Source organism: Kosakonia sp. LAM2021 (assembly GCF_016620385.1).
Taxonomy (GTDB): domain Bacteria; phylum Pseudomonadota; class Gammaproteobacteria; order Enterobacterales; family Enterobacteriaceae; genus Kosakonia; species Kosakonia sacchari.
In genome coordinates this window covers 15108-32892 of sequence record NZ_JAENHT010000005.1, presented here as the reverse complement: position 1 = coordinate 32892, position 17785 = coordinate 15108, and the positions used below count along the sequence as shown (strand labels likewise).

Sequence of the window (17785 nt, the reverse complement as noted above, 5' to 3'; positions counted from 1 at the left end):
ATTATTCCGGTATCCGATGCGTCAGGGACTGAAGAATGTCGGCATTCAGCTCGTCATACTCGTTGCTCCACAAACCCGGTGCGAAACCGACAAAAATCACGCTGCCGGGCATCGGCTCCACATGGCGTCGGTTCCAGTAGCCAACCGGTACCTTTTGGATTTTGCCGTTGGGGTAAATCACCCAGGCATAGCTGCGTTCCGCGCCACTCAGCAGGCTCATCTCATCCAGGTAGCTCACCACATCGCGTCCCGGCGTGAACACTTTTTTGCCCGGGCTGCTGATAAGACCAACCACGGTGATGGTGGTCGGCTGCGAGCCAACCCATAAAGTGTATTGCCCTTCTAAAGGTCGGTTGGCGAGGCGGTGGGTACGCAGGTAATCCGGATCCAGCTCAACGATTTGTCGGCCGGTGACCTTTATCGCCTGCAACTGCTGACGCAGCGCGTTGATCGCCGCAGCGCTGTTGCCGCTCTCGTCGGCGGCAAGCGCGGCAAGCCGCGCAAGAAGTGCCTGATGGCGTGCCTGCTCCGCAACCGTCGCCTGACGTTCGCTGACCACAGCACCAGGCCACCAGCTATTCGCCAGACGGGGCTGCCCGACCAGATCCACCAGGTGTTCGGCGTTGGTTAAGGTTTTCGGCTTGCTATCGCCCTCGGTGTAGACATCAACCGTGCCGACGGCGAACGCCAGCGGGGAAGCGAGGCTGGCTAACAGCGGAAGAAGAGCGCGTTTTTTCATTATTTCGCCGCCTTAATCAGGGTGGTTTTCACCGGGAACCAGTCCGCGCCAAGATACTGCTCGGATTGCCGGATAACCCCTTGTTCATCCACCCAATAGCGGTTGCGCCAGCGTTTCTGATCGGTAGTGACCTCTTCATCGAGAATACGTACTGCGGTTTCGTCGCTCGCCAGTTTCACCGTGTCGGTGCCATTCCAGTGGAAGACAGAACGGGCGGTGGCGTAGCGCACCTGTTTGTGTTCCGTCCAGCCCATTAAGCGTGTCCAGCTCGCACCCTCCACCACCTGGCTCGGTTTGGCCAGCGGATCTGCCGCCAGGTTATTAACATCCAGCAGGTTGTCGCCAGGCAAATGCGTTTTCACAATGCGATAGTTTTGCGTGACGATCGTGGACTGATCCTGCGTCACCCATTTCTGCTGCCCGTTTTCGGCGAAAGCGAGCACCACAAACAGTTGTGGGCCGTTGTTGAGCTGCATGTACTGGCTGGCGTACGGCATATTGAGGATGTCTTCATCCGTGAGCTGCACGCCCGGCGTGCCAAATACGCTGTTCCAGAGTGAATTCCCGAGGCCTTTGATGGGGCCTGAACATGCCTGAAGGAGCAGGCAAATCAAGATGATACCAGGTCGCTTCACGACTCTTCTCCGAAAGGGGCGGAATAACCACACCGAAGTGTGGTTATAGTTAATGTACCCGCTATTACTGGGTACTTGTGGTCGTGGTGGTCGTGGTTCCCGTGTTGGAGCCATCACCGCCACCGGTTGCCGCCAGCGCGACACCCACCGCAGACCCTACGGTGCTAACGCTCGTTGCTGCGGAGCTACCCGCAGAAACAGAGGTCGCTGCCGACCCTGCCGCTTCACCAATTTGCACCGGTGCAGCAAAAGCAGAAGTCGCCGCAAGCGCGGATATGGCAAAAATGCCATACAGGACTTTTTTCATATCAATTTCCCTTCATTGAATGAATGGAGATTTACCTGAAAGAATTCAGGCGATATCGAGTATACACAACTAAAGCAGAGGGTTTACGCATCGGGAAATAGCGGGGAACGTTTTCGGAAAATTGGTATCAGGCATTTAAAAAAAGAAGGTAAAACTAAAAAATTAGATATATTTCAAATAATTAAATAATTGAAAAATATTGACACAATAAGGCTAGTCCTAAAATTTATAGCAACCGCTTATCCGCCTGTCGCGTTTTTCAGATAAACCTGATGATAGATATAGAAACAGCGAACCAGGAATAATCCCCGTAATTTAGCTTTAAAATATCGATATCGGAATTGCTTATATATATCGGGCGAAACCCTCGCGCAATATATGCATACTGGAATAAATATAATCGGTAAAAAAAAGCGCCGCCGAAGCGACGCTTATGTGGCTTAACCGCGCCAGGATTTGTAGCGGTTGATCAGACCATTAGTTGAGCTGTCGTGGCTGGAGATGGATTTGTCATCGCCTAGTTCCGGCAGAATGCGGTTCGCCAGCTGTTTACCCAGCTCCACGCCCCACTGATCGAAAGTGAAGATGTTAAGGATTGCGCCCTGGGTGAAGATTTTGTGCTCGTACAGCGCAATCAGCGCGCCCAGGCTAAACGGGGTGATTTCGCGCAGCAGAATAGAGTTAGTCGGGCGGTTGCCTTCAAACACTTTGAACGGCACAACATGGTTAAGCGTTGCCGGGTCTTTACCCTGATCGCGATATTCCTGCTCGACCACCTCGCGGGATTTACCGAACGCCAGCGCTTCAGTTTGCGCAAAGAAGTTCGACAGCAGTTTCTGGTGGTGATCGGAAAGCGCGTTATGGGTGATAGCCGGCGCGATGAAATCACACGGAACCATTTTGGTACCCTGGTGAATCAGCTGGTAGAACGCGTGCTGACCGTTGGTGCCCGGCTCACCCCAGATGATCGGGCCAGTCTGGTAATCCACCGCGTTGCCGTTACGGTCAACGTATTTACCGTTGGACTCCATGTTGCCCTGCTGGAAGTAAGCGGCAAAACGGTGCATGTACTGGTCGTACGGCAGAATCGCTTCGGTTTCAGCGCCGAAGAAGTTGTTGTACCAGATACCGATCAGCGCCAGCAGCACCGGCAGGTTTTTATCAAGCTCGGTGGTGGAGAAGTGCTTGTCCATCGCGTGCGCGCCGGAGAGCAGCTCAACAAAGTTGTCGTAACCGACGGAGAGGATGATAGACAGGCCAATCGCCGACCACAGCGAGTAGCGGCCGCCAACCCAATCCCAGAACTCAAACATGTTAGCGGTGTCGATGCCGAACTCGCCCACCGCTTTCGCGTTGGTAGAGAGCGCCGCGAAGTGTTTCGCCACGTGTTTGTTGTCACCGGCGGTTTTCAGGAACCAGTCGCGCGCGCTGTGGGCGTTGGTCATGGTTTCCTGGGTGGTGAAGGTTTTGGATGCCACGAGGAACAGCGTGGTTTCCGGGTTCACTTTTTTCAGCACTTCGGCGATGTGCGTACCATCGACGTTAGAGACGAAATGCATGTTCAGATGGTTTTTGTACGGACGCAGCGCTTCAGTCACCATAAACGGGCCGAGGTCGGAACCGCCGATACCGATGTTCACCACGTCGGTAATCGGTTTTCCGGTGTACCCTTTCCAGCTACCTGAGATGATCGCTTCAGAGAAGGCTTTCATCTTCTCCAGCACCGCATTGACTTCCGGCATCACATCTTTGCCATCCACCACAATCGGCGTATTGCTACGGTTACGCAGCGCGACATGCAGCACGGCGCGATCTTCGGTACGGTTGATTTTTTCGCCAGAGAACATGGATTTGATCGCACCCGCCAGATCGGTCTCTTTGGCCAGCGCCAGCAGTTTGTCCAGCGTCTCTTGCGTGATGCGGTTTTTGGAGAAGTCCACCAGCATCAGGTCGTCGAAGGTTGCGGAGAATTTGCTAAAGCGGTCGCCCTCTTTCGCGAACAGTTCCGCGATAGTGACGTCCTTCATGTCAGCGTAGTGTTTCTGTAATGCCTGCCAGGCAGATGTCTGCGTTGGATTGATGTTTTTCATAGCAATACTCTTCTGATTTGAGAATTGTGACTGCCGTCGATTGTAGCGCCTGCCGGCGAAAATTGTGATGGTTTTTGTGCCGGCTCGCCGTACACGCGGGCGAATAACGACCAAAAATCGCCGAATTTGAGCACAACATAAGTCATTTTACTGACGACCAATGCAGCATGAAAAATCCGCATAATCCCGGCGTTGACAGCATGCCCGCTAACCCTTTATTTATAAACGCACTACCCGCGCATGCGCGGGTTTGATTACCAGAGCTTTTCGCGTTGCAGCAAGGCGGCAACTGAGCGCATCCCCGGGAGCTTACACAAGTAAGTGACCGGGGTAAGTGAAGGCAGCCAACACCGCTGCAGCGTGAAAGGCGAAGGTAAACATTGCCAGAAGAGGCGCGTTACCCAGGCACACGGTGTTCGAAGCGCCAGGCTGATGAAAACACCTGAGGGGGAGTAACGCCGAGATAACAAAACGCCTGGCAGCGTGCGTTATCGGCTACAGGGGCTGAATCCCCTGGGTTGTCACCAGAAGCGTTCGCAGTCGAACGTTTCATGTCCGCAGACGTTACGCAAAGCGGGCAGACAAGGTGGAGCACTTCTGGGGAAATCGTAGCTGTTTATTGCTCTGCGCCCACCCCGTTTTTCGCTCTTTCCTTGTGCCATGGCTGAATAGAGAATCCCCTGACACGAGGTTGTTATGACTAGTTTCGTTGTCGCCAAATTTGGCGGCACCAGCGTTGCCGATTTTGATGCCATGAACCGCAGTGCGGACGTGGTGCTTTCCGATACCAGCGTCCGTCTGGTGGTGCTTTCCGCTTCCGCAGGGGTAACCAATTTGCTGGTTGCGCTGGCCGAAGGGCTGGAAGCCAGCGAGCGTTTCGTCAAGCTCGACGCTATCCGCAAAATTCAGTTCGATATTCTGGAACGCCTGGCGAACCCGGCGGTGATCCGCGAAGAAATTGAACGCCTGCTGGAAAATATCACCACGCTTGCCGAAGCCGCATCGCTGGCGACATCCACTGCGCTGACCGACGAACTGGTCAGCCACGGCGAGCTGATGTCGACGCTGCTGTTTGTGGAAGTGCTGCGCGAACGCAGCGTACAGGCGCAGTGGTTTGATGTGCGCAAAGTGATGCGCACCAGTGACCGTTTTGGCCGCGCTGAGCCGGATGTCGCCGCGCTGGCGGAACTTGCCGGGCAGCAACTCGCGCCGCGCCTGAATGAAGGGTTAGTGATAACCCAGGGTTTTATCGGTAGCGAAGCCAAAGGCCGCACCACCACGCTTGGCCGCGGCGGCAGCGATTATACCGCCGCGCTGCTGGGCGAAGCGCTGCACGCTTCCCGCGTGGATATCTGGACCGATGTTCCGGGCATTTACACCACCGACCCGCGCGTGGTGCCCGCCGCGAAACGCATTGATGAGATAGCCTTTGAAGAAGCGGCAGAGATGGCGACATTCGGCGCGAAAGTGCTGCACCCCGCCACGCTGTTGCCCGCAGTACGCAGCGACATTCCGGTTTTTGTCGGCTCCAGCAAAGATCCGAAAGCCGGTGGCACGCTGGTGTGCAATAACACCAGCAATCCGCCACTGTTCCGCGCACTGGCGCTGCGCCGCAAGCAGACCCTGCTCACGCTGCACAGCCTGAACATGCTGCACTCACGCGGTTTTCTTGCGGAAGTGTTTGGCATCCTGGCACGTCACAGTATCTCGGTTGATTTGATCACCACCTCAGAAGTGAGCGTGGCGCTGACGCTGGACACCACCGGTTCAACGTCAACCGGCGACACCTTATTAACCCAGGCACTGCTGACCGAGCTTTCTTCTCTGTGCCGGGTGGAAGTGGAAGAAGATTTAGCGCTGGTGGCGATTATCGGCAACGATTTGTCGAAAGCCTGCGGCGTGGGTAAAGAGGTGTTTGGCGTGCTGGATCCATTTAACATCCGCATGATTTGTTACGGCGCATCCAGCCATAACCTCTGCTTCCTTGTACCCGGAAAAGAGGCCGAACAGGTGGTGCAAAAACTGCATCACAACTTGTTTGAGTAATCCTCCCCTTTTACGGATGAAAGCAAAAAGCCCGGTGAATTACCGGGCTTTTTTTATGACATCACCGTCTGGAACAGCAACGCGTCGAGATCGCTGACCTTGCCGCTGCGGCTTTCCGGCAGCGCATCCGCGATTTCGCCGCGCGCCAGTTCATCACCGATAAACGCGTGCAGCAGCGGACGTTGCGCACCGTACTGTGCTTCGCCGGCACGCTGTTTTAACATCAGCAGTTCATCGATTTCTGCCCGTAATGGCGCGTCGAGATCGCTGCCTGCCAGCAACGTAGCGAAACGCATTGGCGGCATCCCTTTGCCCGCCTCTATCCAGCGCACCGCCAGCAGCGGACGTAGCACGTAAAAGTACTTTTTCAGCCGTACCTGTTCACCCTGCAAATAGCCGCGAAAGTTCTTTTTCGCCATCGAATAGTAGTGCCAGCGCGCTCTGACCGGCGAAAACCAGTGCGGCACCTGCACGCGCAACGCGGCGAGCGTGGCGTCATCCTGCTGGTAAACGATCGGGGAATCTAACCATTCGATTAAGGCCGGGTTAGCGCTTTTCAGCAACCCCAGCGCTTTGCGCCACTCCCACCCGCAAACGTCCAGCTCATCGTCTATCGGCAGTTCTATCACATCACGCTGCGGCTCGACGCGCAGATACCAGTCCGGTTGATGCACATACAGAAAGCGCACATCGTAATCGCTGTCCGGTGAAGCGAAACCCCAGCCGCGACTGCCGGACTCGCAGGCGTAAAGCACTTTCACGCCGTAGGTTTGTTCCACATCGTATAACACCTGCCGCACACGCCCACGCATGGCGACATCAACGCCTAAAGATTCCATTATGACTATCCTTCTTATCCTTTCACACACACCACCTGGCGCAGGGTATGCACCACTTCTACCAGCGAGTCCTGCGCGGCCATCACCGCATCGATATCTTTGTAAGCCATCGGGATCTCATCGATCCCTTCGCTGTCTTTTCGGCACTCCACATGCGCGGTAGCGCGAATTTGATCTTCCACGGTAAAGCGTTTTTTCGCCGCCGTACGGCTCATGGTTCGCCCTGCTCCGTGGCTACATGAGCAGAAGCTCTCTTCATTTCCCAGCCCACGCACGATAAAACTTTTCGCGCCCATCGAGCCGGGAATAATCCCCATCTGCCCTTTTTGCGCGGAAACCGCGCCTTTACGCGTCACCAGCACCTCTTCACCAAAGTGCGTCTCTTTTTGCACATAGTTATGATGGCAATTCACCGCTTCCTGCTGGGTGATAAACGGTTTGGTCACAATGCGCGACAGCGCCGCCAGTACGCGCGACATCATCACTTCACGGTTATGGCGGGCGAAATCCTGCGCCCACTCGACCGCTTCCAGATAGTCGTCGTAGTGCTTGCTGCCTTCCCGGAAGTAGGCCAGGTTTCGGTCCGGCAAATTGGCGATATGCTGCCGCATATCCTGCTGCGCCAGGGTGATAAACACGTTACCGATGGCGTTACCCACGCCGCGCGAACCGCTGTGCAACATCACCCACACGCGCTGCTGCTCATCCAGACACACTTCAATAAAGTGGTTGCCGGTTCCCAACGTTCCCAAATGTTGATGGTTGTTGGTTTGCAACAAGCGCGGGTATTTATCCGTCAGACGCTTAAAGCGCGGCACAAGCAATGCCCAGTGGCTATCCACCTCTTGCGGCGGGTTTTCCCACGCGCCCTTATCACGTTTCGACCGGTTCACCGAACGTCCGTGCGGCACCGCCTGCTCAATGGCATTGCGCAGCCCACCGAGGTTATCCGGCAAATCTGCCGCCAGCAGCGAGGTGCGCACGGCAATCATGCCGCAGCCGATATCCACGCCAACCGCCGCCGGGATAATCGCCCCTTTGGTTGGGATCACGCTGCCGATGGTTGAGCCTTTCCCCAGATGGACATCTGGCATCACCGCCAGGTGCCTGAAGATAAACGGCATTTTTGCTGTGTTCAGCAACTGCTCACGCGCTTCGGGTTCCACCGGCACGCCGTGCGTCCACATTTTCACCGGCGCGCTGTTCTCCTGCGCCAGCAGTTGATAGTCGTTATGCTGCATCATGACTTCCTTTGATGTTAACAAGGCCGTGCAATACCTGGTCGAGGCCACCAAAGACCGAGATCTTATCGATGCGCTCCGCCACACGCTCCAGCGTTTCTAACTCTTTAAGCCGCAACGCCACCGGGTTGCTCTCCATCACTTTTGCCGTGTTCAGCAACGAACGGGTCGCGGCGGTCTCTTCACGACGGCGGATGACATTGGCCTGCGCCGATTTTTCCGCTTCCACTAAGCGCGACAGAATGGTTTTCATCTCACCCGGCAAAATGATGTCTTTCACCCCCAGCGACGCCACTTCAATACCAAACGCCGCCATGCGATTCGCCACCTGCACGCTCACTAACTCATCAATAACCTGTTTCTCTTCCAGCAGCTCATCCAGCGTGCGCGTCCCCACCGCTTCGCGCAGGGCAAACTGCAATTCGCGGTAGAGGTGATCCAGCGGTTTGCTCAGTTGGGCAAAGGCGCTTAACACATCGGTGTAACGCCAGTTTGCCGCAAGGTTCAGCCGCAAGGTGACTTTATCTTTGGTCAGGATCTCCTGGCCGCTTACTTCCAGCACTTGCAGGCGTAAGTCCACCACTTCGGCTTCCACCAGATGGTTTACTTTCCAGTAGCCGCTCAATCCTGCCGGTAACAGCGCCTGCGTCACGCCATCCACTTTTAAAACACCCGCGTGCCAGGCCGGAACCTGCACCGCCAGAATCGCGTCGCGACCTTTTACCGCCACGCCGCGTTTGGGTTGCGCCACGGCGTTCAGGATCTCCGTGGGAACCCGCACATCGCGAGTGTCCATGCGTACCAGTTTCAGTGCGTCATCCGCTTGCCAGTACAGGCGGCGAGTTGAAGGCGCCAGGATCTCCAGCAGCATGCCGTTGAGATAAAGCGCACCGGCTTCGTTATCTGACATATCGGCCACCAGGCAATAACGCTCCACCCACTCTGGCTGGAAGCGGCGCAAATACTCCGCCAGACCGGCAGCCACTTCGCTGCCATCAGTATTCACCATCAGCACGTCGGGTTTGTTGAACCACGGCAGACGGTGCTCACCGGTTTCCAGAACCTGGAAGTAATCACCCTCTTTTGCCAGTAAACCTAATTGACCTTTACGTATTGTGATTTTGTTGGTCATGACTTTCTCCTTAAATTGTTAGCCTTAACGACCGCGGATGCAGGGGCGAAACCGCAGGGGAAACACCGTTTTGCCTGCCGTCCGGCGCCGTTACCGGCGGTCGTTGGGAGGTAATCGTCAACAGCCCGACTACCGGGGTACTGCCTGTTTATCTCCATAGATAAGGTGGCGAATCCGGGATTCGAACCCGAAAAAGAACCGACTTTTCGCAAATGTCTTTCCACTGACGGAACGCCCCCCGGAAAACGTCTCGTGCCGTTCCTGGTGCGCCGGCGGGGTGCGTAACCCCTGCTAACTCAGCGTGCTGACGTAATAGTTATTGCCAGAAGCGTGCCAGAATCAGAAACAAGCAAATAAAATTCTTATTTATCTGAAAAATAACAATTTTATTTTTAAAGCGATCGATGGCGTTGCGGCGGCGATGATTATTTTTTATCTTTTAATATCGATATTTATCTTATGGGATAAACATGAAGCGTCGGGTGGTGATTGGTGTACTGGGAACGGTGCTGGATAAACGTGGTAAACGGCAAAACCGCTTTCGCAAATGGCGGCCCACCGTAGGGTTGTGCCAGCAACCGGATTTCGCTGTCGACAGGCTTGAACTGCTGCACCAGCCACGCGATGAAGGTCTAGCGCAACAGACGGCGGAGGACATTGCCCTCGTCTCGCCACATACCGAGGTACGCAAACATGCAGTGACGATTAAAGATCCGTGGGATTTTGAAGAGGTGTATGCCGCGTTTCTCGATTTCGCTACCCGTTACCCGTTCGATACGGAAAATGAAGAGTACCTGGTGCATATCACCACCGGGACGCACGTCGCGCAGATCTGCTGGTTCCTGCTGACCGAAGCCCGTTATCTGCCCGCCAGCCTGTTGCAGACCGGCCCAGCGGCGAAAGGCGCTGCTGACGAAGCAATAGCTGCCGGCGTCTGTTCGGTTATCGATCTGGATTTAAGCCGTTACGCCACGCTGACCAGCCGTTTTCAGCGCGAACAGCAGCAGTCGGTGTCGTTTCTGAAATCCGGCATTGATACGCGTAATGCCACCTTTAACCGCTTAATCGAGCAAATCGAACGCGTATCGCTGCGCTCGACTGCGCCCATTCTGCTGACCGGGCCAACCGGTGCGGGAAAATCGTTTCTGGCAAAACGCATCTTTCAGTTACGCCAGTCCCGACATCTGGTGCAGGGGCGTCTGGTGGCGGTGAACTGCGCCACGCTGCGCGGTGATAATGCCATGTCGACACTATTTGGCCATGTGAAAGGTGCATTCACCGGCGCACAACAGGCGCGTACCGGACTGCTGCGCGAAGCCGATGGCGGCGTGCTGTTCCTCGATGAGATTGCCGAGCTGGGGCTGGATGAGCAGGCGATGCTGCTGAAAGCGATTGAAGAGAAGACTTTTTTCCCCTTTGGCTCCGATAAAGAAGTGCACAGTGATTTTCAACTGATTGCGGGCACGCACCGGAATATGCAGCAGTGGGTGGCGGAAGGACGTTTCAGGGAAGATCTCTTTGCGCGTATCAATATGTGGACGTTCACACTGCCGGGTCTGGCGGAGCGGCGGGAAGATATCGCCCCGAACATTGAATATGAACTCCAGCGTTTTTCACAGCAGCAGCAGACGCAAATCCGCTTTGATAAGGGCGCACGCGAGCGCTATCTGGCCTTCGCCTGTTCTCCCCACGCGGCGTGGCGCGGCAACTTTCGCGAACTGAGCACGTCAATCGCGCGAATGGCAACGCTGGCGGAACAGGGGCGGATTAACGACGCGTTAGTCGAAGAGGAGGTGCAGCGTTTAGCGCATCACTGGCGTGGGGAATCAGCATTGCCTGACCTGCCGGTGGATATCAGCAAGCTGGATCTGTTCGATCAACGCCAGTTAGAAACAGTGATTGCCGTCTGTCGGCGCAGCCAGACACTTTCGGAAGCGGGGCGTGAATTGTTCGCCATTTCCCGGCAGAAAAAGGCCAACCCGAATGATGCGGATCGCCTGCGTAAATACCTGGCCCGCTTCGGGCTGAACTGGGAAAGCGTACGCGGCGCAACATAAAAGATCTTCATCATAATTTGTTTGAATAATATTCCTTAGCGCGATAAACAATACCAATGGTCGGGCTCGATCCCCTCCTTAAATACCCTCATTCATTCGGGTTGCAGAACCGTTGCGAACAGCGCTCATCCCTGCGGTGAGACTGCCGGGTTACCGGCGCAGAAATTACGGACGCTATTAGCCAGGGCCAGCGCACCTGTAGCCTGAAGAGTGAAGGGTAATAAAAACACAACACAACAATCGCAAGGAATCCCCACATGCTCGCAATTTTCACGCGGCTTTTCCCGTTATGGGCGCTGCTGCTCTCGGTATTCGCCTATTATTTCCCGCCAACGTTTATCGCCATTGGCCCATGGGTCACCACGCTGCTGATGCTGATTATGTTTGGCATGGGCGTGCACTTAAAAATTGATGACTTCAAACGCGTCCTGTCTCGCCCGGCTCCGGTTGCCGCCGGTATTTTCCTGCACTATCTGGTGATGCCGCTGGCGGCATGGCTACTGGCGCTAATTTTTAAGATGCCGCCGGATCTCTCCGCCGGAATGGTATTGGTGGGCAGCGTCGCCAGCGGAACGGCATCAAACGTGATGATTTATCTGGCAAAAGGTGATGTCGCGCTGTCGGTCACCATCTCCTCGGTTTCTACGCTGGTGGGCGTTATCGCCACGCCGCTGCTGACGCGTTTGTATGTCGATGCGCATATTCAGGTCGATGTGATGGGCATGCTACTCAGTATTCTGCAAATTGTGGTGATCCCGATTGCGTTGGGGCTGGTTGTGCACCACCTGTTCCCGCGCGTAGTTAACGCGCTGGAGCCCTGGCTGCCCGCGTTTTCCATGGTTTGTATTCTGGCGATCATTAGCGCCGTGGTCGCCGGTTCCGCGAACTATATCGCCTCTGTTGGCCTGGTGGTGATTATCGCGGTGATCCTGCACAACAGCATTGGTCTGCTCGGTGGTTACTGGGGCGGTCGTCTGTTCGGCTTTGATGAATCCACCTGCCGTACGCTGGCGATTGAAGTGGGTATGCAGAACTCCGGCCTTGCCGCGGCGTTGGGTAAAATCTACTTCTCGCCGCTCGCCGCGCTGCCGGGCGCACTGTTCTCCGTGTGGCACAACCTTTCCGGTTCGCTGCTGGCGGGCTACTGGTCGGGCAAACCGGTCGACGGAAGCAAAACGCAAGCGGTGAAAGAGGGTTAACTTTACAAGAAATGGCTGCCGCCACAGCCATTTCACTCACCCCGCGATGTGATGGGCTGGCTCAATAAACACGTCGGTCGACACATTAAAGCGTTTCGCCAGCGCCCGGATATGGTCGACAGTCAGATTGCGCTCGCCATTAAGAATGCGGCTCACCAGCGAGCGCTGGCCGATTTCATCCCGAAACGAGGACTGATTTAACCCGTGCTGATCCATCAAAACCCGTAAGGCGGCAACGCCGCGTGGCAGTGCCGCGATACGCGCGTTAAATGCTGCCAGTTCCGGGTCGTTATTTTCATAGTGCTCTATCTGTGCGGTAAGCAGCGCGACCAGTGAGCTATCCGGCGCATGCATGAGCAATCGTTCAATCATCTCCAGCGCTTGCTCATAATCCTCTTTGCCGGGGTTATTTCCCAAAAAAGGCACCAGTTTCACCAGCTCGTCAGCGGCCTTGATCGCATCCTCAATCATTCTTTGGTCTCCCGGTAATGTCTTATCAGCTTGTCATATTCGGCATGGGTCACGATATGTTTGACAAATATCTTTGCTAATTCAAAATCTGCGAAAAACAGCACTCTCAAATGGTTGCCACCGACATTGATGACCCACCATTTATCCCTGTGTTTCATCTTATCCAGGCTTGGGAACTCTTCTCGCAACTCGTCTGGATTCTTGTAAACAGTGCTTTTCAGGATTTTGTAAACCGCGTCCAGCGCCAGCGTATGGTTTGGAAAATCTTTAGCCGCGTTATCGAACGGCCTCCTTGATATAACGTGCATCGCTCCCTCACACGTTCCATTATGGAAACATCATAACTGTTGTTGATAATCTTGACAAGATGGAAACACTCGTCGTTTTTACCGACTTAAACCTCTTACCGTAAGTGCGTCACCCTACAGGGCAGTACAGGAAAGTCATCCGCTCAAAAACAAATCTGCGAAGCGCCTTCCGGGGTTTATGCATCACCACGCAGACATGCCCCTTTACATCGCGTAGACTCGATGCACTTCCCAAGGAGAACGCTTTATGGCCCTGACCAGACTGACGCAAAAAGAGATGACGGAGAGTGAACAGCGGGAGCTGAAAACGCTGCTGGATCGCGCCCGTATCGCGCACGGACGCCCGCTCAGCAACGCTGAAGCTAATCATGTGAAGAAGGAGTACATCGATAAACTGATGGCGCAGCGCGAAGCGGCAGCGAAAAAAGCCCGCCAGATGAAGAAACAGCAGGCTTATAAACCGGATGAGAATGCCACGTTTTCCTGGTCGGCAAACACCTCAACGCGTGGCAAGCGCTAACTAGCGTCCTTTCTTTTTCCTGCCCGGCTGGGTAAAGCGTTTTCCCGCCGGTTTCGCCCGGCTTTTCTCTTCGGGCTTCGCCACTTTTACTGCGGGCTTTTTCACCGCTTGCGGTTTCGCTTTTGCTTTCGGCTTCGCTTCTGACGATGAGTTCTCAATCAGCTTAAACAGCGCAATCAGCTCGTCGTCGGTCAGGTCACGCCACTCCCCCGGCGGCAAGCCAGTGAGACTGACGTTCATAATACGCGTGCGTTCAAGTTTGGTGACTTCATAACCAAAGTACTCGCACATACGGCGGATTTGGCGGTTCAGCCCCTGAACCAGCGTAATGCGGAAGGTAAACGGCGCTTCTCTTTTTACTTTGCACTTTTTGGTTTTGGTGCCGAGGATCGGCACGCCCGCGCTCATACCCTGCACGAATTCGTCGGTGACAGGCTTATTGACGGTCACCAGATACTCTTTCTCGTGATCGTTGCCGGCACGCAGGATTTTATTCACTAAATCGCCATGATTAGTGAGAAAAATCAGCCCCTGCGAATCTTTGTCCAGACGACCGATGGGAAAGATACGGCTGCTGTGATTAACGAAATCAACAATATTGTCTTTTTCACCATCTTCGGTGGTACTGACAATACCAACGGGTTTATTCAACGCGATAAACACCAGATCTTCGTCGTTTCTCGGCTCGATAAGTTGACCGTTCACTTTCACAACGTCTCCGGCAACCACCTGATCGCCTATCCCGGCGCGCTTGCCGTTGATAAAGACGTTGCCTTGCTCAATGTAACGGTCAGCCTCGCGGCGTGAGCAAATCCCGCTTTCGCTGATGTATTTGTTTAAACGTGTTGATTGGGCTGGCAGCATAAATTCTCCTGTAAAAGCGGAATATAACTGGCTTCGCCGGGAGAGAAAACCGGATTTTCGCCGCACCAAATCGAATTTGTGCAGTTACGCAGTAAAAGTGGGGGTTTTAGCTACCGTGCCCGCAGGCACGGTACGGGTTAAGCGTCGTCGCGCTCGTCGTCTTCATCCGGCTGCTCCAGCACGCTGTAGGCTACCGAGCAGAACAGGGAGTTAAGACGTTTCATGTCGCCCAGCAAACCGAGGTGCAGCGAGCTGGTTTCAATGCTTTGCACGTTTTGTTGATGCAGGCGGTCAACGTGCGCATGTGAATAACGACGGTTCATTATGCGGAAACGGTGCTTGCTGCGGCGTAAACGCCGGGCGCTGGTCACGTCACTGGAGAAAAATACCGACATCGCCAGCTTCAGATTCCCCACCAGCCGTTCATGCAGCGCATCAAGTTCCTGCAAGCCTTCAACAGAGAAAGCGCGTCGCGCCGCCAGGGATTTATCGGCGATTTCGCTGCCCATGCGCTCGACAATATCGGAGGCCTGCTCCAGGTTCAGCGACATCTCGATAATTTCTGCCCAGCGTTTCGACTCCTCTTCCGCCAGTTCCTCTTTCGGCATCCGCGCCAGATAGAGCTTAATGGCCGTGTACAGCACGTTGATATCATCGGCTTGTTTGCGCAGTTCCTTCTCCTGACGAGGCTGGCCGTGCATCACTTTATGTAGCCCTTCGAGCATCAACTCCATCGCATCGCCCATGCGCAAGGTTTCCCGTGCAGCATTGGCCAGCGCCAGCGTTGGCGTATCCAGGGCTGAACTGTCGAGATGCTTTGGCTTCAGCCGCGTATCCAGCTCTGGCTCTTCACGAATGATCCGCTTACAAAACTGCGCCATTGGCCCGGCAAACGGCACCATCGCCAGGCAGCGGATCAGGTTGTAGAACACATGGAAATAGATAACCAGTTCCGCTTCCGGCAGGGGAAGTTTCTGCATTGACGTGGCAAGCACATGCACAAACGGCAGGATAATCAGGCTGCCCACCAGCTTGAACAGCAAACTGCCAAGCGCCACACGACGGGCGGCAGCATTAGCGGCGCTGTTATTGAGCATTGCCAACAGGCCAGAACCGAGGTTGGCACCAATCACCAGACACAGCGCGACCGGGAAAGAGATAATCCCTGCCGTCACCAGCGTTGCTGTCAGCAGCACTGCCGCCAGGCTGGAGTAACTGATAATGGCGAACACCGCGCCAATCAGCGCATCGAGCATAATGTCGCCGGTCAGCGAGGCGAAAATCACCTGCACGCCATTGGCCTGGGTGATCGGCGTAACCGCCTGCACAATCAGCTCCAGCGCCAGAAGAATCAACCCAAGGCCGATGCTGACGCGCCCAAGCTGGCCTTCGCGCGTCTGTTTACGCCCGAGGAAGAAAATGACACCAAGAAAAATCAGCAGCGGCGATAACCAGGAGAGATCGAACGTCAAAATGCGCGCCATCAGTGCTGTTCCGACATCTGCACCCAGCACAATCACCAACGCCGGGGTGAGCGCCACTAAATCCTGGGCGACAAACGAGGTCACCAGCATGGTGGTGGCGTTACTGCTTTGCACCAGCGCAGTCACGCCGATACCCGCGCAGAAGGCGAGCGGTTTCCTTTCGACGCTACGGCTAAGAACGGTACGCAAACGTGCGCCAAAAACACGCATCACACCGGTACGTACAATGTGTGTGCCCCACACCAGCAGAGCCACGGCAGAAAGCAGATGAAGCAAAGTCAGCACAGAATCAGGTTCTCCTTATCGTTATGCGTTGCTCGTTACCAGGAAGGTAACGTCAACATTATGAAGTAAGTATAAGGCGTCAATGCGAAGAAAAGCGCAGGGTGCCGGTTAAGCCCCCTGAGAGTTGTAAACAAAAATGACGGTTTTGTGACAGAAGCGAGGGTTTGTCGGTTAGCGGGAAACGGCAGGCGCCGTTTGCGGGTTGCCCTGGCGTTTAGCCCACACAACCGAAGCAATTTTGAGCACTTCCGAGAGGATAAACAGCAAAATTGCCCCCCACGCAGCGGTAAAACCAGCGAAATGCATAAACAGTGGAATCAACGCCACTGAGCATTTTAGCGACAGCACGCGGGCTATTTCCTGCACAATAAAGAAAATAGTATGGATGTCTTTTTTAACGAAAAAAGACCAGGCAGAAAAAACCAGCGAGATAATCAACGCGATATTAATAAAGAACATCGTCTGGATAATTACGCCCATCAATCCATTCACACCCAGCCGTGAATAATTGGTATAAAAGCCGCTAATGTCGGAATAAAAAGGAACGTTACCGCCTTGCAGCGAAAAAAATAAATAACTGGCCAGCGCCAGTACGTCCATAATACCCCAAAAAGCAAAAATCTTATTTCTTAAATTCATAATCCTCATCCCTTACGCCTGGAATCCATTGCCATGATTTCCCCGATTGCGTCCAGGCATCATCACCCTCAAGGTATTTCTGATAAACGGTACGCTTTTCACCATAACGCCGGATCACCGAGCGATTATAGAGGATTTCTCGGGTATCCGACGAGACGCTTTCCGGTATTGGCGTCCATAGCTGAATTTTGTCTCGCGAGGTGTTCATATAATCTTTACCGTCGGAGCCAAATACACGCCCTTGATCGCCCATACTGGTCGCCCGGTTGAGCATCATTACCGCGGCATTTTTGACGCCGTGGAAGTCTGTTTCGCTGGTTTTCCAGTAACCTGGACCAAACTCAGGCGTCACCGGTACAAAGGTGCTTCGGGTCGGGGCGGGTCGACCATGCATCGCCACGCTGTCTTTAAACCCGTTCAAAATAGTTCTGATAAACACCGCGTTAAACGACAAGCCTTGCACGCAAAACAGTTCGGCGTTTTCCGCGATAAAGAACGGGTAATAGAAGCGGTTACGCGTGCTAACGTTCGGGCGCACGACTACCACCACGCCTTTATCCACCAGGCTATCAATATGTTTTTCTTTTTGATGACCAAGCGGATCGTGCGGTAAGCCATATTTAAAACCGTGATGCCGCTTAATCGTGTAACCATCGATGCTGCCCAAAATATTATTCGGGCTGTTCTCGATGAAATATTCCTTTTTAATAATATTCTTCGCGATATCTGGCGCCAGGATATTCTCGTAATCCTTCGGCAATAGATTTCTTTTTCTTATATCATAAATATCCATTTCATAATACCTAAGTTAAATTTATGACAATTAAATGAACCGCAAAAGAGTAAGCAATCTTGCCGTATAGTCGGTGTCCATCATACGCATGAAGGGGAAGAAGGGTCTAAGAAAATATCCACTTTTAAGAATGTTC

At 54.2% G+C, this 17785-nt stretch carries 17 protein-coding genes and 1 riboswitch; of the genes, 4 read left to right on the top strand and 13 right to left on the bottom strand.

Going from position 1 to position 17785, the window contains the following annotated elements; translation table 11 throughout:
- Position 1 precedes the first annotated feature (1 nt).
- The 4 genes from JKP81_RS12535 to pgi form a co-directional block, all read right to left on the bottom strand.
- The gene (locus JKP81_RS12535; protein WP_200552011.1) at positions 2–739 is read right to left on the bottom strand and encodes a capsule biosynthesis GfcC D2 domain-containing protein; all 738 of its coding nucleotides are present in this window, start codon (positions 737–739) and stop codon (positions 2–4) included.
- On the bottom strand, positions 739–1374 hold the full coding sequence (locus JKP81_RS12530; protein WP_200552010.1) for a YjbF family lipoprotein: 636 nt from the start codon (positions 1372–1374) through the stop codon (positions 739–741). The genes JKP81_RS12535 and JKP81_RS12530 overlap by 1 nt, the downstream gene beginning before the upstream one ends.
- Before the next feature lie 64 nt (positions 1375–1438).
- Entirely contained in the window at positions 1439–1681 is a 243-nt protein-coding gene (yjbE, locus tag JKP81_RS12525) for an exopolysaccharide production protein YjbE (RefSeq protein ID WP_007372406.1), read from the bottom strand.
- Positions 1682–2121: 440 nt separating this feature from the next.
- On the bottom strand, positions 2122–3771 hold the full coding sequence (gene pgi, locus JKP81_RS12520; protein ID WP_086873896.1) for a glucose-6-phosphate isomerase: 1650 nt from the start codon (positions 3769–3771) through the stop codon (positions 2122–2124).
- Positions 3772–4150: 379 nt separating this feature from the next.
- Positions 4151–4376: riboswitch (Lysine riboswitch) on the top strand.
- A 91-nt stretch (positions 4377–4467) separates the two neighbouring features.
- Here pgi and lysC point away from each other — a divergent pair.
- Positions 4468–5817: a lysine-sensitive aspartokinase 3 gene (gene lysC, locus JKP81_RS12515; protein ID WP_200552009.1), complete on the top strand. Its 1350-nt coding sequence runs from the start codon at positions 4468–4470 to the stop codon at positions 5815–5817.
- 53 nt (positions 5818–5870) lie between these two features.
- Here lysC and JKP81_RS12510 read toward each other — a convergent pair whose 3' ends face one another.
- The 3 genes from JKP81_RS12510 to JKP81_RS12500 are packed head-to-tail and all read right to left on the bottom strand — an operon-like array spanning position 5871 to position 9029.
- Positions 5871–6656 carry a nucleotidyltransferase domain-containing protein gene (locus JKP81_RS12510; protein ID WP_200552008.1) on the bottom strand — a complete coding sequence of 262 codons (786 nt, stop codon included), beginning with the start codon at positions 6654–6656 and terminating at the stop codon, positions 5871–5873.
- 14 nt (positions 6657–6670) lie between these two features.
- A complete protein-coding gene (locus JKP81_RS12505) occupies positions 6671–7897 on the bottom strand; it encodes an RtcB family protein (RefSeq protein ID WP_200552201.1) in 1227 nt (408 codons plus the stop codon).
- Positions 7887–9029: a slipin family protein gene (locus JKP81_RS12500; protein WP_200552007.1), complete on the bottom strand. Its 1143-nt coding sequence runs from the start codon at positions 9027–9029 to the stop codon at positions 7887–7889. The genes JKP81_RS12505 and JKP81_RS12500 overlap by 11 nt, the downstream gene beginning before the upstream one ends.
- A gap of 470 nt (positions 9030–9499) precedes the next feature.
- Between JKP81_RS12500 and rtcR the strand changes: the two genes are divergently transcribed.
- On the top strand, positions 9500–11086 hold the full coding sequence (rtcR, locus tag JKP81_RS12495; RefSeq protein WP_200552006.1) for an RNA repair transcriptional activator RtcR: 1587 nt from the start codon (positions 9500–9502) through the stop codon (positions 11084–11086).
- A 257-nt stretch (positions 11087–11343) separates the two neighbouring features.
- Complete coding sequence (gene panS, locus JKP81_RS12490) at positions 11344–12285, top strand: ketopantoate/pantoate/pantothenate transporter PanS (protein WP_200552005.1); 942 nt, start codon at positions 11344–11346, stop codon at positions 12283–12285.
- 36 nt (positions 12286–12321) lie between these two features.
- Here the strand turns inward: panS and JKP81_RS12485 are convergent, their stop codons facing one another.
- Together JKP81_RS12485 and JKP81_RS12480 are read right to left on the bottom strand one after the other, a co-directional pair.
- The gene (locus JKP81_RS12485; protein WP_200552004.1) at positions 12322–12756 is read right to left on the bottom strand and encodes a type II toxin-antitoxin system HigA family antitoxin; all 435 of its coding nucleotides are present in this window, start codon (positions 12754–12756) and stop codon (positions 12322–12324) included.
- Positions 12753–13064 (bottom strand): type II toxin-antitoxin system HigB family toxin, encoded by a 312-nt coding sequence (locus JKP81_RS12480; protein WP_200552003.1) that lies wholly within the window; start codon positions 13062–13064, stop codon positions 12753–12755. Before JKP81_RS12480 ends, JKP81_RS12485 begins: the two co-directional genes overlap by 4 nt.
- A gap of 247 nt (positions 13065–13311) precedes the next feature.
- Between JKP81_RS12480 and JKP81_RS12475 the strand changes: the two genes are divergently transcribed.
- On the top strand, positions 13312–13584 hold the full coding sequence (locus JKP81_RS12475; protein WP_017459411.1) for a DUF3811 domain-containing protein: 273 nt from the start codon (positions 13312–13314) through the stop codon (positions 13582–13584).
- On the opposite strand, the gene rluF is transcribed toward JKP81_RS12475, so the two are convergent.
- From rluF to JKP81_RS12455, 4 genes are all read right to left on the bottom strand, one after another.
- Positions 13585–14448, bottom strand: coding sequence for a 23S rRNA pseudouridine(2604) synthase RluF (gene rluF / locus JKP81_RS12470; protein WP_200552002.1), 864 nt, complete (start codon positions 14446–14448; stop codon positions 13585–13587). It abuts the gene before it with no gap.
- A gap of 137 nt (positions 14449–14585) precedes the next feature.
- On the bottom strand, positions 14586–16217 hold the full coding sequence (locus JKP81_RS12465; protein WP_175274431.1) for a Na/Pi cotransporter family protein: 1632 nt from the start codon (positions 16215–16217) through the stop codon (positions 14586–14588).
- Positions 16218–16388: 171 nt separating this feature from the next.
- Positions 16389–16856: a hypothetical protein gene (locus JKP81_RS12460; RefSeq protein ID WP_200552001.1), complete on the bottom strand. Its 468-nt coding sequence runs from the start codon at positions 16854–16856 to the stop codon at positions 16389–16391.
- Positions 16840–17616: a hypothetical protein gene (locus tag JKP81_RS12455; protein ID WP_200552000.1), complete on the bottom strand. Its 777-nt coding sequence runs from the start codon at positions 17614–17616 to the stop codon at positions 16840–16842. Before JKP81_RS12455 ends, JKP81_RS12460 begins: the two co-directional genes overlap by 17 nt.
- Between the last annotated feature and the right edge of the window lie 169 nt (positions 17617–17785).

Excerpts from the sequence above, each read along its gene's own strand:
- rtcR (WP_200552006.1), top strand. The coding sequence starts at position 9,500 with ATGAAGCGTCGGGTGGTGATTGGTGTACTGGGAACGGTGCTGGATAAA.
- JKP81_RS12480 (WP_200552003.1), bottom strand. The coding sequence starts at position 13,064 with ATGCACGTTATATCAAGGAGGCCGTTCGATAACGCGGCTAAAGATTTT.
- JKP81_RS12505 (WP_200552201.1), bottom strand. The coding sequence starts at position 7,897 with ATGCAGCATAACGACTATCAACTGCTGGCGCAGGAGAACAGCGCGCCG.
- JKP81_RS12510 (WP_200552008.1), bottom strand. The coding sequence starts at position 6,656 with ATGGAATCTTTAGGCGTTGATGTCGCCATGCGTGGGCGTGTGCGGCAG.
- JKP81_RS12500 (WP_200552007.1), bottom strand. The coding sequence starts at position 9,029 with ATGACCAACAAAATCACAATACGTAAAGGTCAATTAGGTTTACTGGCA.
- lysC (WP_200552009.1), top strand. The coding sequence starts at position 4,468 with ATGACTAGTTTCGTTGTCGCCAAATTTGGCGGCACCAGCGTTGCCGAT.
- panS (WP_200552005.1), top strand. The coding sequence starts at position 11,344 with ATGCTCGCAATTTTCACGCGGCTTTTCCCGTTATGGGCGCTGCTGCTC.
- JKP81_RS12535 (WP_200552011.1), bottom strand. The coding sequence starts at position 739 with ATGAAAAAACGCGCTCTTCTTCCGCTGTTAGCCAGCCTCGCTTCCCCG.
- JKP81_RS12485 (WP_200552004.1), bottom strand. The coding sequence starts at position 12,756 with ATGATTGAGGATGCGATCAAGGCCGCTGACGAGCTGGTGAAACTGGTG.
- JKP81_RS12475 (WP_017459411.1), top strand. The coding sequence starts at position 13,312 with ATGGCCCTGACCAGACTGACGCAAAAAGAGATGACGGAGAGTGAACAG.
- pgi (WP_086873896.1), bottom strand. The coding sequence starts at position 3,771 with ATGAAAAACATCAATCCAACGCAGACATCTGCCTGGCAGGCATTACAG.
- rluF (WP_200552002.1), bottom strand. The coding sequence starts at position 14,448 with ATGCTGCCAGCCCAATCAACACGTTTAAACAAATACATCAGCGAAAGC.
- JKP81_RS12460 (WP_200552001.1), bottom strand. The coding sequence starts at position 16,856 with ATGAATTTAAGAAATAAGATTTTTGCTTTTTGGGGTATTATGGACGTA.
- yjbE (WP_007372406.1), bottom strand. The coding sequence starts at position 1,681 with ATGAAAAAAGTCCTGTATGGCATTTTTGCCATATCCGCGCTTGCGGCG.